Source organism: Streptomyces sp. NPDC110618 (assembly GCF_055657065.1).
In genome coordinates, this window is sequence record NZ_JBVKBN010000041.1 from 1 (window position 1) to 13,544 (window position 13,544).

15 protein-coding genes are annotated in these 13,544 nt (G+C 71.4%); 8 read left to right on the plus strand and 7 right to left on the minus strand.

Features of this window, described 5'->3' with window-relative positions; translation table 11 throughout:
• Nucleotides 1-272 precede the first annotated feature (272 nt).
• From nhaA to ACZ7L7_RS36650, 4 genes are all read left to right on the plus strand, one after another.
• Nucleotides 273-1,703 (plus strand): Na+/H+ antiporter NhaA, encoded by a 1,431-nt coding sequence (nhaA, locus tag ACZ7L7_RS36635; protein WP_285514252.1) that lies wholly within the window; start codon nucleotides 273-275, stop codon nucleotides 1,701-1,703.
• Nucleotides 1,704-1,763: 60 nt separating this feature from the next.
• Nucleotides 1,764-2,255, plus strand: a complete 492-nt coding sequence (locus tag ACZ7L7_RS36640; RefSeq protein ID WP_285514253.1) for a phage holin family protein — start codon at nucleotides 1,764-1,766, stop codon at nucleotides 2,253-2,255.
• Nucleotides 2,252-3,190 carry an alpha/beta fold hydrolase gene (locus tag ACZ7L7_RS36645; protein ID WP_453605344.1) on the plus strand — a complete coding sequence of 313 codons (939 nt, stop codon included), beginning with the start codon at nucleotides 2,252-2,254 and terminating at the stop codon, nucleotides 3,188-3,190. Before ACZ7L7_RS36640 ends, ACZ7L7_RS36645 begins: the two co-directional genes overlap by 4 nt.
• Nucleotides 3,191-3,317: 127 nt before the next feature.
• The gene (locus tag ACZ7L7_RS36650) at nucleotides 3,318-3,500 is read left to right on the plus strand and encodes a hypothetical protein (RefSeq protein WP_093721953.1); all 183 of its coding nucleotides are present in this window, start codon (nucleotides 3,318-3,320) and stop codon (nucleotides 3,498-3,500) included.
• A gap of 10 nt (nucleotides 3,501-3,510) precedes the next feature.
• Here the strand turns inward: ACZ7L7_RS36650 and ACZ7L7_RS36655 are convergent, their stop codons facing one another.
• The 3 genes from ACZ7L7_RS36655 to nth form a co-directional block, all read right to left on the minus strand.
• The gene (locus ACZ7L7_RS36655) at nucleotides 3,511-4,710 is read right to left on the minus strand and encodes a MarP family serine protease (protein WP_285514255.1); all 1,200 of its coding nucleotides are present in this window, start codon (nucleotides 4,708-4,710) and stop codon (nucleotides 3,511-3,513) included.
• Between the two features lie 64 nt (nucleotides 4,711-4,774).
• A complete protein-coding gene (locus tag ACZ7L7_RS36660) occupies nucleotides 4,775-5,470 on the minus strand; it encodes an NUDIX hydrolase (protein WP_453605341.1) in 696 nt (231 codons plus the stop codon).
• A 121-nt stretch (nucleotides 5,471-5,591) separates the two neighbouring features.
• Nucleotides 5,592-6,521 carry an endonuclease III gene (gene nth / locus ACZ7L7_RS36665; RefSeq protein ID WP_471431089.1) on the minus strand — a complete coding sequence of 310 codons (930 nt, stop codon included), beginning with the start codon at nucleotides 6,519-6,521 and terminating at the stop codon, nucleotides 5,592-5,594.
• 333 nt (nucleotides 6,522-6,854) lie between these two features.
• Here nth and ACZ7L7_RS36670 point away from each other — a divergent pair, with 333 nt between their 5' ends.
• Nucleotides 6,855-7,529, plus strand: coding sequence for a Crp/Fnr family transcriptional regulator (locus ACZ7L7_RS36670; RefSeq protein ID WP_015658871.1), 675 nt, complete (start codon nucleotides 6,855-6,857; stop codon nucleotides 7,527-7,529).
• Between the two features lie 101 nt (nucleotides 7,530-7,630).
• A complete protein-coding gene (locus ACZ7L7_RS36675) occupies nucleotides 7,631-8,452 on the plus strand; it encodes a nucleotidyltransferase domain-containing protein (RefSeq protein ID WP_285514257.1) in 822 nt (273 codons plus the stop codon).
• 7 nt (nucleotides 8,453-8,459) lie between these two features.
• Here the strand turns inward: ACZ7L7_RS36675 and ACZ7L7_RS36680 are convergent, their stop codons facing one another.
• From ACZ7L7_RS36680 to ACZ7L7_RS36695, 4 genes are all read right to left on the minus strand, one after another.
• Entirely contained in the window at nucleotides 8,460-9,290 is an 831-nt protein-coding gene (locus ACZ7L7_RS36680) for an MBL fold metallo-hydrolase (protein ID WP_471592677.1), read from the minus strand.
• The gene (locus ACZ7L7_RS36685; RefSeq protein ID WP_285514259.1) at nucleotides 9,287-10,165 is read right to left on the minus strand and encodes an NUDIX hydrolase; all 879 of its coding nucleotides are present in this window, start codon (nucleotides 10,163-10,165) and stop codon (nucleotides 9,287-9,289) included. The genes ACZ7L7_RS36680 and ACZ7L7_RS36685 overlap by 4 nt, the downstream gene beginning before the upstream one ends.
• Nucleotides 10,166-10,380: 215 nt before the next feature.
• Nucleotides 10,381-10,848 (minus strand): RidA family protein, encoded by a 468-nt coding sequence (locus ACZ7L7_RS36690; RefSeq protein ID WP_285514260.1) that lies wholly within the window; start codon nucleotides 10,846-10,848, stop codon nucleotides 10,381-10,383.
• Nucleotides 10,845-11,006, minus strand: coding sequence for a DUF4177 domain-containing protein (locus ACZ7L7_RS36695; RefSeq protein ID WP_003975360.1), 162 nt, complete (start codon nucleotides 11,004-11,006; stop codon nucleotides 10,845-10,847). Before ACZ7L7_RS36695 ends, ACZ7L7_RS36690 begins: the two co-directional genes overlap by 4 nt.
• Nucleotides 11,007-11,101: 95 nt before the next feature.
• On the opposite strand from ACZ7L7_RS36695, the gene bagA reads away from it, so the two are divergent.
• Together bagA and bagB are read left to right on the plus strand one after the other, a co-directional pair.
• Entirely contained in the window at nucleotides 11,102-12,079 is a 978-nt protein-coding gene (gene bagA / locus ACZ7L7_RS36700; RefSeq protein ID WP_285514261.1) for an ATPase BagA, read from the plus strand.
• Nucleotides 12,076-13,524 (plus strand): ATPase BagB, encoded by a 1,449-nt coding sequence (bagB, locus tag ACZ7L7_RS36705; protein WP_472077983.1) that lies wholly within the window; start codon nucleotides 12,076-12,078, stop codon nucleotides 13,522-13,524. The genes bagA and bagB overlap by 4 nt, the downstream gene beginning before the upstream one ends.
• Nucleotides 13,525-13,544 lie beyond the last annotated feature (20 nt).

Below are 13,544 nucleotides of genomic sequence, written 5' to 3' on the forward strand. Positions count from 1 at the left end.
GCATCCTCATCAAGTCACTCCACACACCGCACACCGGGCGCGACGCCACCCACAGCGACCTCGCCGAAGCCGCTTGACATCCATAGGAGCATCCCCCTCCACCGGCCGACGAGCGGAGCGCTCCCCCGCGGGGCGCTCCGCTCGCGCACGTACGGCCCTCGCGTGCCGGGGCCGCACAGGTTAGGTACGCTAAACAACACGTAAAGTTCCACAAGGTGCGCCGGGAAGTCTGGTCGGCAAGTGTTTGTGCTGCCCGCTTCCCGGAGGTTCCCGTGTCCACGCCCCGCACCCCCCGCAAGGCCTTCGGGCGGCTGTCGCTGCCCGAGCGGAACTTCGTCGCGGACGCGCTGCGCACCGAGACCGTCGGCGGTGTCCTGCTCCTCGCCGCCGCCGTGGCCGCCCTGATCTGGGCGAACGTCCCCGCACTGAGCGACAGCTACGCCGAGGTCAGCCACTACCACATAGGACCCTCCGCCCTCGGCCTCGATCTGTCGGTCGCGCACTGGGCGGCCGACGGACTGCTCGCGATCTTCTTCTTCGTCGCCGGTATCGAGCTCAAACGCGAACTGGTCGCCGGTGATCTGCGCGACCCCAAGGCGGCCGTACTGCCCGTGGTGGCCGCGCTGTGCGGCATGGCCGCGCCCGCGCTCGTCTACGCCCTGACCAACCTCTCCGGCGGCGGCTCCCTGGACGGCTGGGCGGTGCCCACCGCCACCGACATCGCCTTCGCGCTCGCCGTGCTCGCCGTGATCGGCACCTCCCTGCCGAGCGCTCTGCGCGCCTTCCTGCTCACCCTCGCCGTCGTCGACGACCTCTTCGCGATCCTGATCATCGCCGTCTTCTTCACCGAGACCCTGAACTTCGCGGCCCTCGGCGGCGCCGTCGCCGGCCTGGTGGTCTTCTGGCTGCTGCTGCGCAAGGGCGTGCGCGGCTGGTACGTCTACGTCCCGCTCGCGGTGGTGATCTGGGCGCTGATGTACAACAGCGGCATCCACGCCACCATCGCCGGTGTCGCCATGGGCCTGATGCTGCGCTGCCACCCCCACGAGGGCGAGGAGCACTCCCCCGGCGAGCACATCGAGCACCTGGTCCGGCCCCTCTCGGCGGGGGTGGCCGTCCCACTGTTCGCCCTGTTCAGCGCCGGTGTCGTGCTGTCCGGGGACGCGCTCGGCAAGGTGTTCACCCACCCGGAGACCCTGGGCGTGGTGCTCGGGCTCGTGGTCGGCAAGACGGTCGGCATCTTCGGCGGCACCTGGCTGACCGCGCGGTTCACCCGGGCCTCGCTCAGCGACGACCTGGCCTGGGCGGACCTGTTCGCGGTGGCCACGCTCGCCGGGATCGGCTTCACCGTCTCGCTGCTCATCGGCGAGCTGGCCTTCGAGGACGACGCCGCCCTCACCGGCGAGGTCAAGGCGTCCGTCCTCATGGGCTCCCTGATCGCGGCCCTGCTGGCGACGGTGCTGCTGAAGATCCGCAACGCCAAGTACCGGCGGATGACCGAGGCCGAGGAGCGGGACGAGGACCACTCGGGCATCCCCGACATCTACGAGGAGGACGACCCGGAGTACCACCTGCGGATGGCCGCCATCCACGAGCACAAGGCCGCCGAGCACCGGCGGATCGCCGAGGAGAAGGCCGCGGAGCTGGCACGGCTTGCCGAAGTGGCGGGCGGGGCAGGCGAGGAGAACGGCCGTCGGGCATGATCTGACGGGACGGTACAAATGTCGAGACCTCACCCAGACGGTCAGAAGAGGGAGAACGCGATGAGCGCACCCGACGGCAGCCCGGTCGGCGCCGAACGCAGCATCGGCCAGCTGTTCGCCTCGGCGACGACCGAGATGTCGGCCCTGGTGCACGACGAGATCGCGCTGGCCAAGGCACAGCTCAAGCAGGACGTGAAGCGCGGGGCGACCAGCGGTGGCGCGTTCATGGTGGCCGGCGGGGTGCTGGTGTTCTCCCTGCCGATGCTCAACTTCGCCCTGGCGTACGGCATCCGGACCTGGAGCGACTGGAACCTCGCCCTGTGCTTCCTGCTCTCCTTCGCCGCGAACGTGCTGATCGCCGTGGTGCTCGCGCTGATCGGCGTCTACTTCGCGAAGAAGGCCAAGAAGAGCAAGGGCCCGCAGAAGGTCGCCGCCTCCATGAAGGAGACCGCGGGCGTCCTGCAGAAGGCCAAGCCCCACCCGCGTCCGGCGCCGGAGCTGGAGGACCGGTCGCCCGCCGCCATCGAGGCTGTGGCACGCTCGACATCATGACGGACCCGGCCACCCCTTCGGCGCAATCCGCCTCGATCGCACGACTCGACGGCCCCTGGACCCACCGGGACGTGGCCGCCAACGGCGCGCGCTTCCACATCGCCGAGATGGGCGACGGGCCGCTGGTGATGCTCCTGCACGGCTTCCCGCAGTTCTGGTGGACCTGGCGGCACCAGCTCCCGGCGCTCGCGGACGCCGGGTTCCGGGCCGTCGCCATGGACCTGCGGGGCGTCGGCGGCAGCGACCGCACCCCGCGTGGCTACGACCCGGCCAACCTGGCGCTCGACATCACCGGCGTGATCCGCTCCCTCGGGGAGCCGGACGCCGCCCTCGTCGGGCACGACCTGGGCGGCTACCTGGCCTGGACGGCGGCGGTGATGCGCCCGAAGCTCGTACGGCGCCTCGCGGTGGCCTCCATGCCGCATCCGCGGCGCTGGCGCTCGGCGATGCTCTCCGACGTCCGCCAGACCTCCGCGTCCTCCTACATCTGGGGGTTCCAGCGGCCCTGGATCCCCGAGCGCAGGCTCACCGCCGACGACGGGGCGCTGGTCGGACGGCTGATCCGGGACTGGTCCGGGCCCCGGCTGCCGGAGGACGACGCGGTGGACACCTACCGCCGCGCGATGTGCATCCCCTCCACCGCGCACTGCTCGATCGAGCCGTACCGCTGGATGGTCCGCTCGCTGGCCCGGCCGGACGGCATCCAGTTCAACCGCCGGATGAAGCGCCCGGTCCGGGTGCCGACCCTGCATCTGCACGGCTCCCTAGACCCCGTGATGCGCACCCGCAGCGCGGCGGGCTCCGGCGAATACGTGGAAGCCCCCTACCGCTGGCGTCTGTTCGACGGACTCGGACACTTCCCGCACGAGGAGGATCCGGTCGCTTTCACGACGGAACTGGTCAATTGGCTGAAGGACCCCGAACCCGATCGGTGACGGTTCGGAAGCTCCCGGTATCGGTGGCTGAACACCTGTCCTACGAACGGCCACTTGCCCGGCGCATAGGCCAATTGGGGGCCCTGGGGGCGGTTATCGACCTTGGGGCAGGGGCAGACGTCGGGGTATGGGCTGGACGCACGACTACAACGACGTAGCACGCAACCGCCGCTCGGGCAGCTCTCTGAGCGGCCGCCAGGGCGGCAGCGCCCCGCAACTCGCGGGTTCCGACCCCCGGGTGGGGATTCCGCGCATCCTGCGCCGCCGGGCCCGCTGGGTCTCGGTGCGCCTGCGCCACCCGCGCGGCTGAGCAGCGGGGCTCACAGCGCGCAGCTGTCGCTGTCCACCTGCTGGTTCGCCCTGCGCCCGGCGGCGATGTCCTCCTTGACCTCGTCCGCGGTGAGCGCGTAGCCGGTCTCGGCGTCGTCGAGGGACTTCGCGAAGACCACGCCGTACACCTTGCCCTCGGGCGTGAGCAGCGGGCCGCCGGAGTTGCCCTGGCGGACGGTCGCGTACAGCGAGTACACATCGCGGTGCACGGTGCCGCGGTGGTAGATGTCCGGGCCGTTGGCCGGGATGCGGCCGCGGACACGGGCCGCGCGAACGTCGTAGGCGCCGTTCTCCGGGAAGCCCGCGATGATCGCGCCGTCCCCGCTGCGGGCGTCGGTGGAGGTGAACTGCAGCGCGGGCGCGTCCAGATCCGGTACGTCGAGGACCGCGATGTCGCGCTTCCAGTCGTACAGGACGACCTGGGCGTCGTACTTGCGGCCCTCCCCGCCTATCTGGACGGTGGGTTCGTCGACGCCGCCCACCACATGGGCGTTGGTCATCACCCGGCGGTCGGCGAAGACGAAGCCGGTGCCCTCCAGGACCTTGCCGCAACTGTCCGCGGTGCCCACGACCTTGACGATGGATCGCTTCGCCTTCGTGGCCACCGCACTGTTGGCGAGCGCCGGGTCGGGCGGCTGGACGTCGGTGATGGGCTCGTTGGCGAACGGGCTGAAGACCTGCGGGAAGCCGTTCTGCGCGAGGACGGAGGAGAAGTCCGCGAACCAGGTGTCGGCCTGGTCGGGCAGCGCCCGGGCGACCCCGAGCAGCACCTTGGAGTTGCGGACCTCCTTGCCGAGCGTCGGCAGGGTGGTGCCGGCCAGGGCGGAGCCGATCAGCCAGGCGACCAGGAGCATCGCGACGACATTGACCAGGGCGCCGCCGGTGGCGTCCAGGGCGCGGGCCGGGGACCAGGTGATGTAGCGGCGCAGCTTGTTGCCGAGGTGGGTGGTCAGGGCCTGGCCGACGGAGGCGCAGACGATCACCACTATGACGGCGACCACCGCGGCGGTGGTGCTCACCTCGGAGTTGTCCGTCAGGGCGTCCCAGATCACCGGGAGCAGATAGACGGCGACGAGTCCGCCACCGAGGAAGCCGATCACCGACAGGATGCCGACGACGAAGCCCTGCCGGTAGCCGACGATCGCGAACCACACCGCGGCGAGCAGCAGCAGGATGTCCAGCACGTTCACCGCTTAACGCCTCGCCTCGTCACTTCCCGGCCCCCCGATTTCACACAACACGGCGACCACCCTGTCATGACCGCCAGTCGAGCGGGACCTGCTTCTCCCGGTCCCAGGGCCGCTCCCAGCCCGCGAAGTGCAGCAGTCTGTCGATGATCCCGGCGGTGAAACCCCAGACCAGAGCCGATTCGACCAGAAATGCCGGGCCTCGGTGGCCGCTGGGGTGGACCGCGGTGGCGCGGTTGGCGGCATCCGTGAGATCCGCCACGGGGACGGTGAAGACGCGGGCCGTCTCGTTCGGATCGACGACCCCGACCGGGCTCGGCTCGCGCCACCAGCCGAGGACGGGGGTGACCACGAAATGGCTGACCGGGATGTAGAGGCGGGGCAGGACGCCGAAGAGCTGGACCCCGGACGGGTCGAGCCCGGTCTCCTCCTCGGCCTCGCGCAGGGCGGCCCGCAGCGGCCCGTCGGTCTTCGGATCGCCGTCCTCGGGGTCGAGGGCGCCGCCGGGGAAGGAGGGCTGGCCCGCGTGGGAGCGCAGCGAGCCCGCCCGCTCCATCAGCAGCAGCTCGGGGCCGCGCTCGCCCTCACCGAACAGGACCAGTACGGCGGACTGCCGCCCGGTGCCGTTCTCCGGCGGCAGGAAGCGGCTGAGCTGGGCCGGCTCGACGGTCTCCACGGCGCGCACGACCGGGTCCAGCCAGGCGGGCAGGCCCTCCTTGCTGAGTGTCACCGGCATGCCCTGTGTATGGCTCGCTCGTGTCATCGCCACCCCCGTCGTCCTGCCGGTTCCAACGCCGGGCGGCGCCGCGATCGTTCCTGGGCCGGACCCGGGGATCGACCCTGAGATCGACCCCGAGGGTCTGTCGGGGGCCGGCTCGGGCCCGTCATCCGGCCCCCAGCGGCGGGGCCGCCTTGCCACCGGCGTCGAGATAGGCCTGCGGGGGCTTCAGGCGCTGGCCCGGGAAGCCGCCCTTCTCGTACTTCAGGAGCTTCTTCGCCTTCTCCGGGTCCGTCTCGCCCTCGCCGAACGCGGGGCAGAGCGGGGCGATGGGGCAGGCGCCGCAGGCCGGCTTGCGGGCGTGGCAGATGCGGCGGCCGTGCCAGATCACGTGGTGCGACAGATCGGTCCAGTCGCTCTTGGGGAACAGCGCCCCGATCTCGGCCTCGATCTTGTCCGGGTCGGTCTGCTCGGTCCATTTCCAGCGCCGCACCAGCCGCTGGAAGTGCGTGTCCACGGTGATGCCGGGCCGCCCGAAGGCGTTGCCGAGCACCACGAAGGCGGTCTTGCGGCCGACGCCGGGCAGCTTGACCAGGTCCTCCAGCCGTCCCGGCACCTCGCCACCGAACTGCTCGGACAGAGCCTTGGACAGCCCTATGACCGACCTGGTCTTGGCCCGGAAGAACCCGCAGGGCCGCAGGATCTCCTCGACCTCCTCCGGGTTGGCGGCGGCCAGGTCCTCGGGGGTGGGGTACTTGGCGAAGAGGGCGGGAGTGGTCTGGTTGACGCGCAGGTCGGTGGTCTGGGCGGACAGCACCGTGGCGACCAGGAGCTGGAAGGGGTTGTCGAAGTCCAGTTCGGGGTGGGCGTAGGGGTAGACCTCGGCGAGCTCGCGGTTGATACGGCGGGCCCGGCGGACGAGGGCGGTGCGGGACTCGGGTTTGGCGGGTTTCGCGGCCGCGCGCTTCGCGGGGGCCGCCTTCTTCGTGGCCGCCTTCTTCGTGGCCGCCTTCTTCGTGGCCGCTGCCTTCACCGGGGCCGCCGCCTTCTTCGTCGCCACCGCATTCTTCGCGGCAGCCGTCTTCACCGGGGCCACCGCACCCTTTGCCGCTTTTGCCGGTTTCTTTGCGCCACCAGGGTTCTGTTCGCCCACAGCGGAATCACGACGTACAACCACCCGCCCAGCCCCCTTGGCCTGTGCTCTCACCGGCGATTTGGACACCCGGCCAGCCTAAAGCCCGGCACCGACATCCGCCCCGAGCCCTGAAGATCGGCGCCCAATTGGACCCCTGCCGCTTAACTCGGGACACCTGTGCGGCATCCTTGTGACAGATCACACTGTTTGGACGGTCCGGCAAAATGGGGAGCACGGTCCCCTGGTACCAAGGGGGAGCAAGATCCCCTGAGCAGGTCGACAAGGAGAGAACTCGTGGACGACGTTCTGCGGCGCAACCCGCTCTTCGCGGCGCTCGATGACGAGCAGTCCGCGGAGCTCCGCGCCTCCATGAGTGAGGTGACCCTCGCGCGCGGCGACTCCCTCTTCCACGAGGGCGACCCCGGTGACCGGCTCTACGTGGTCACCGAGGGCAAGGTCAAGCTCCACCGCACCTCCCCCGACGGCCGCGAGAACATGCTCGCCGTCGTCGGCCCGGGTGAGCTCATCGGTGAGCTGTCGCTCTTCGACCCGGGCCCGCGCACGGCGACCGCCACCGCACTCACCGAGGTCAAGCTGCTCGGCCTCGGCCACGGCGACCTCCAGCCCTGGCTGAACGCGCGCCCCGAGGTGGCCACCGCGCTGCTGCGCGCCGTCGCCCGCCGCCTGCGCCGCACCAACGACGCCATGTCCGACCTGGTCTTCTCGGACGTCCCGGGCCGTGTCGCGCGCGCCCTGCTGGACCTGTCGCGCCGGTTCGGCGTGCAGTCCGAGGAGGGCATCCACGTCGTCCACGACCTCACGCAGGAGGAGCTGGCCCAGCTGGTCGGCGCGTCCCGCGAGACGGTCAACAAGGCCCTCGCCGACTTCGCCCAGCGCGGCTGGCTGCGCCTGGAGGCCCGCGCGGTGATCCTCCTGGACGTCGAGCGCCTGGCCAAGCGTTCCCGCTGACGCCCACCACTCGGCCGTACGGCTGTCACAGGGCCCGTCTCCTCACGAGGCGGGCCCTGTTTCCGTATGCCTGACCAGGGCGGCTTTGGCACAGTGAGGTCATGGCTGACACGGCGCTGGGCAAGGGTCTCGACGGTCAGGGGTACATCGAGCGCGAGGGCTCGCTCGCCCTGGTGTCCGACGACTTCCGGCCCGTCGTCGCCGCCGCGCGCGACCGGCTGCTCGATGTGTTCGGGGCGCGGCTGCACAGCGCCTACCTCTACGGGTCGATTCCGCGCGGCACCGCGCGCGTGGGACACAGCGACCTCGATCTGCTGGTCGTGCTGCACGCCGAGCCGACCGACGCCGACCGCGAGGACGCGCGCGTGCTCGGCGAGGGGTTGGACAAGGAGTTCCGGCGCATCGACGGGGTCGGCACGCTGCTGTACGGCAAGGCGCGCGTGCTGAGCGAGCTGGAGCGCTACGACCTGGGGTGGTTCATCGCCTGCCTGTGCACCCCGTTGCTCGGCGAGGACCTCGCCGAGTACCTGCCGCGCTACCGGCCCGACTCCCTCCTCGCGCGGGAGACCAACGGCGACCTCGCCCTGCTGCTGCCCCGCTGGCGGGAGCGGATCGCGGCCGCCGGCGACTGCGAGGAGGCCCGCAGGCCCCTCGTACGGTTCATGTCGCGCCATCTCGTCCGCACCGGGTTCACCCTGGTCATGCCGCGCTGGAACGGCTGGACGAGCGATCTGCTGGAAATGGCGGAGGCCTTCGGCGCGTACTACCCGGAGCGCGCCGAGCAGATGCGCGTCGCGGCGGTGAGCGGCTACGAGCCGACGGGCGACGCGGCCGTCCTACGGTCCTACGTCGAGGACCTGGGCCCGTGGCTGGCGGAGGAGTACGCGCGCGTGCACGGCGTGAAGGCACCCAGGCCCGACTAGAGGCTGCCTAGATCAGCCCGTGCTCGGTCAGGTAGTCCAGCTGGGCCCGTACCGACAGCTCCGCCGCCGGCCACAGGGAGCGGTCCACGTCCGCGTAGACGTGTTCCACGACCTCCTGGGGTGTGCGGTAGCCGTTCTCGACCGCGGTCTCGACCTGGGCGAGGCGGTGGGCACGGTGGGCGAGGTAGAACTCGACGGCGCCCTGCGCGTCCTCCAGGACCGGGCCGTGGCCGGGAAGCACGGTGTGCACGCCGTCGTCGACGGTGAGTGAGCGCAGACGCCGCAGGGAGTCCAGGTAGTCGCCGAGACGGCCGTCGGGGTGGGCCACGACGGTCGTTCCGCGCCCGAGGATGGTGTCGCCGGTCAGGACCGCTTGATCGGCCGGGAGATGGAAGCACAGGGAGTCGGCGGTGTGCCCGGGGGTCGGGACCACCCTGAGCTCCAGACCGCCGACGTCGACCACGTTCCCGGCGGCGAGCCCCTCGTCGCCGAGCCGCAGCGCCGGGTCCAGGGCCCGGACCTTGGTACGGGTGAGCTCGGCGAAGCGGGCGGCGCCCTCGGCGTGGTCGGGGTGGCCGTGCGTCAGCAAGGTAAGCGCGACGCGCTTGCCGGACTTCTCGGCGGTGTCGATGACGTTCCGCAGATGCCCCTCGTCCAGCGGGCCCGGGTCGACCACGACGGCCAGCTCGGAGTCGGGCTCGGACAGGATCCAGGTGTTCGTGCCGTCCAGGGTCATGGCGGAGGCGTTGGGCGCGAGGACGTTCACCGCGCGCGGGGTGGCGGGGCCCGAGTGAACCCCGCCCCGCGGCTGGCCGGGAAGGGTACTGGCGTCCGTCATGCGGGGGCTCCACCGGTCGGAGTGGTCGGGATGTGCTTGGTGAACTCGGCGTGTCCCGGCCAGGACAGCACGATCTCGCCGTTCTCCAGGCGTGCCTCGGCGATGATCGGCGTCATGTCCCGCGCGGGAGCGGCGGCGAGCGCCTCGGCGGCCGTGGCGTACGGCATCAGCTGACGCAGGGTAGCGATGGTCGGCGGCATCATCAGCAGCTCGCCCTTGTCGTACGCGGCCGCCGCGTCCCCGGGGGCGGTCCATACCGTGCGGTCGGCCTCCGTGGAGACGTTGCGCGTGCGCTGGCCCTCGGGGAGGGCGGCGACGAAGAACCAGGTGTCGTAGCGGCGGCTCTCGAACTCCGGGGTGATCCAGCGGGTCCAGGCGCCGAGCAGGTCGGAGCGCAGGACCAGGCCGCGGCGGTCGAGGAACTCGGCGAACGAGAGGTCCCGGGCGACCAGGGCGGCGCGGTCGGCCTCCCAGTCCTCGCCGGTGGTGTCGCCGACGACGGACTCCGGGGTCGGCCCGGCGAGGAGGACGCCTGCCTCCTCGTACGTCTCGCGTACGGCGGCGCAGACGATCGCCTGGGCGCCGAGCTCGTCGACGCCGAGACGCTGTGCCCACCACGCGCGTGTGGGGCCCGACCAGCGGACCTGGTGGTCGTCGTCGCGCGGGTCGACGCCACCGCCGGGGTAGGCGTAGGCGCCGGCCGCGAAGGCCATGGAGGCGCGTCTGCGCAGCATGTGCACGGCGGGGCCGGTGTCGGTGTCCTTCAGGAGCATGACCGTCGCCGCGCGTTTGGGCGGCACCGGGGTGAGGGCGCCGTCCGCGAGTGCGCGGATGCGGTCGGGCCACTCCGGGGGATACCACTGACCGTTCGCCATGTCCGGAGGCTATCTCGGGGCGCGCGGATGTTCGAGAGGTGGCTGATCTGGTGGGGGTGGCCGTGGGGGTGGATCCGCTCACCCGCGCGTGCGGGGTGCCTCCCCCAGAGGGGGCACCCCCAGCCCACCCGTGCCGCCCCAGCGGCACCACTGCCCGCAGCTAGGTCGGCATGGCTGCGGGCAACCTGGTGGGGCGGCCCCCGTACCACCGCCCGTTACGCCGAAGTCAGCTCCACCTGGACCTCGACCTCCACCGGGGCGTCCAGCGGGAGGACCGCTACGCCCACCGCGCTGCGGGCGTGGACGCCCTTGTCGCCGAGGACCTGGCCGAGGAGTTCGCTGGCGCCGTTGATGACGCCCGGCTGGCCGGTGAAGTCCGTGGCGGAGGCGACGAAGCCGACGACCTTCACCACGCGCGCGATGCGGTCCAGGTCGCCCGCGACCGACTTGACCGCGGCGAGGGCGTTGAGCGCGCAGGTGCGGGCGAGCTCCTTGGCCTCCTCCGCCGTGACCTCCGCGCCCACCTTGCCGGTGACCGGGAGCTTGCCGTCCACCATGGGGAGCTGGCCGGAGGTGTAGACGTACACGCCCGACTGCACGGCGGGCTGGTACGCGGCCAGCGGCGCCGCCACGGCCGGCAGCGTCAGCCCCAGTTCGGCGAGCCTCGCCTCGACCGCGCTCACGCCTGCTTCTCCCGCTTCAGGTAGGCCACCAGCTGCTCGGGGTTGTTCGGCCCGGGCACGACCTGGACGAGCTCCCAGCCGTCCTCGCCCCAGGTATCCAGAATCTGCTTCGTGGCGTGGACGAGCAGTGGCACAGTCGCGTATTCCCACTTGGTCATGTGGCCGACTTTAGCCCCTGTCGTACAGGCGCTCGCGCGCACGTTGTCCACAGCCTCCGGCGTGATCCGGCGACCGACTGGTTAGGCTCGAATACGTGAGCAGGCTCCAGGTCGTCAGCGGCAAGGGCGGGACCGGAAAGACCACGGTCGCCGCCGCGCTCGCGCTCGCCCTCGCCACCGAGGGGAAGCGCACGCTCCTCGTCGAGGTCGAGGGCAGGCAGGGCATCGCGCAGCTCTTCGAGACAGAGGCGCTGCCCTACGAGGAGCGGAAGATCGCCGTCGCTCCTGGGGGCGGGGAGGTGTACGCGCTGGCCATCGACCCCGAACTGGCCCTTCTGGACTACCTCCAGATGTTCTACAAGATGGGCGGCGCGGGCCGGGCCCTGAAGAAGCTCGGCGCCATCGACTTCGCCACCACCATCGCCCCGGGCCTGCGCGACGTCCTGCTGACCGGCAAGGCGTGCGAGGCGGTTCGGCGCAAGGAGAAGAGCGGGCGGTTCGTCTACGACTACGTCGTCATGGACGCCCCGCCCACCGGCCGCGTCACCCGGTTCCTGAACGTCAACGACGAGGTGGCGGGCCTCGCCAAGATCGGCCCGATACACAATCAGGCGCAGGCCGTGATGCGGGTGCTGAAGTCCCCGCAGACGGCGGTGCACCTGGTGACGTTGCTGGAGGAGATGCCGGTCCAGGAGACCGCCGACGGCATCGCCGAACTCCGCGCGGCACGCCTGCCGGTGGGCAGGGTCATCGTGAACATGGTGCGCCCGCAGGTGTTGGACGCCGAGGAGCTGGAACTCGTACGGGCCACACCCCGTACGGCCATCGCGCAGTCCCTGTCGGCGGCCGGGCTCGGCGGTGCGCGGCGCGGCGGGCACGCGGAGCGGCTGGTGACGCCGCTGCTGCAGCAGGCCGAGGAATACGCCGAGCGCTACGCGCTGGAGCAGGAACAGCGCGCGGTGCTCGCCGATTTGGGCCTGCCGCTGCACGAACTGCCGCTGCTCACCGAGGGAATGGACCTGGCGGGGCTGTACGAGCTGGCCACCGAGCTGCGAGAGCAGGGGATGACATGAGCCCGGACGCCCACGCCCACCCGTCCAAGTCCCAGGCCCACCATCGCCTCTCCCCCGCGCGGGCCCTCGACATCGACCCGCTGCTGGACGATGCCGGCACCCGGATCATCGTGTGCTGCGGCTCCGGCGGTGTCGGCAAGACCACGACCGCCGCGGCGCTCGGGCTGCGGGCCGCCGAGCGCGGCCGGAAGGTCGTGGTGCTCACCATCGACCCCGCGCGTCGGCTCGCCCAGTCCATGGGCATCGACTCGCTCGACAACACCCCGCGCCGGGTGAAGGGCATCGACGACTCCGGCGGCGGCGAACTGCACGCCATGATGCTCGACATGAAGCGCACCTTCGACGAGATCGTCGAGGCGCACGCGGACCCCGAACGGGCCGCCGCGATCCTGGGCAACCCCTTCTACCAGTCGCTCTCGGCGGGCTTCGCGGGCACGCAGGAGTACATGGCGATGGAGAAGCTGGGGCAGCTTCGGGCGAAGGACGAGTGGGACCTCATCGTCGTGGACACCCCGCCCTCCCGCTCGGCGCTGGACTTTTTGGACGCGCCCAAGCGGCTCGGCTCCTTCCTCGACGGCAAGCTGATCCGCGTCCTGCTGGCCCCCGCGAAGGTGGGCGGCCGGGCCGGGATGAAGTTCCTGAACGTTGGGATGTCGATGATGACCGGCGCCCTCGGCAAGCTGCTCGGCGGGCAACTGCTGAAGGACGTGCAGACGTTCGTGGCCGCGATGGACTCCATGTTCGGCGGCTTCCGTACCCGCGCGGACGCCACGTACAAGCTGCTCCAGGCGCCCGGGACGGCGTTCCTGGTGGTCGCGGCGCCGGAGCGGGACGCGCTGCGGGAGGCCGCGTACTTCGTGGAGCGGCTGGCCGCGGAGGACATGCCGCTGGCGGGTCTGGTCCTCAACCGGGTCCACGGCAGCGGCGCCGACCGGCTGTCGGCCGAGCGGGCGCTCGCCGCCGCGGAAAATCTTGAGGAGTCCCGCATTGTGGATCAGGAGGACGGGAAAGCTGGACTTCGTAACTCTCCCGACACGTACGGCAGTTCAGAATCTCCCGCATCCGGGCTCGCGGACGGACCCGCGTCCGGGTCCGTGACCGAGGCCGCCGAAACATCCGAGACAGCCAAGCCCACCGAGGCCACCGAGGCCACCGAGGCCACCGAGGCCACCGAGGAAGGCTCCCCCGCCGACCAGGACCCGGCTCCGGCCCCGGCACCCACCACGGACCGGCTCGCCGCGGGCCTGTTGAGGCTGCACGCGGACCGTATGCAGCTGCTCTCCCGTGAGCAGCGCACACGCGACCGCTTCACCGCGCTCCACCCCGAGGTGGCGGTGGCCGAAGTGGCCGCGCTGCCCGGCGATGTGCATGACCTCACGGGGCTGCGGGACATCGGTGACCGCCTGGCGGCAGGCCGGCCGGAGCTGCCCACTCCCGGCGCCTGAACCGCCCAGCGGGTCGGCCG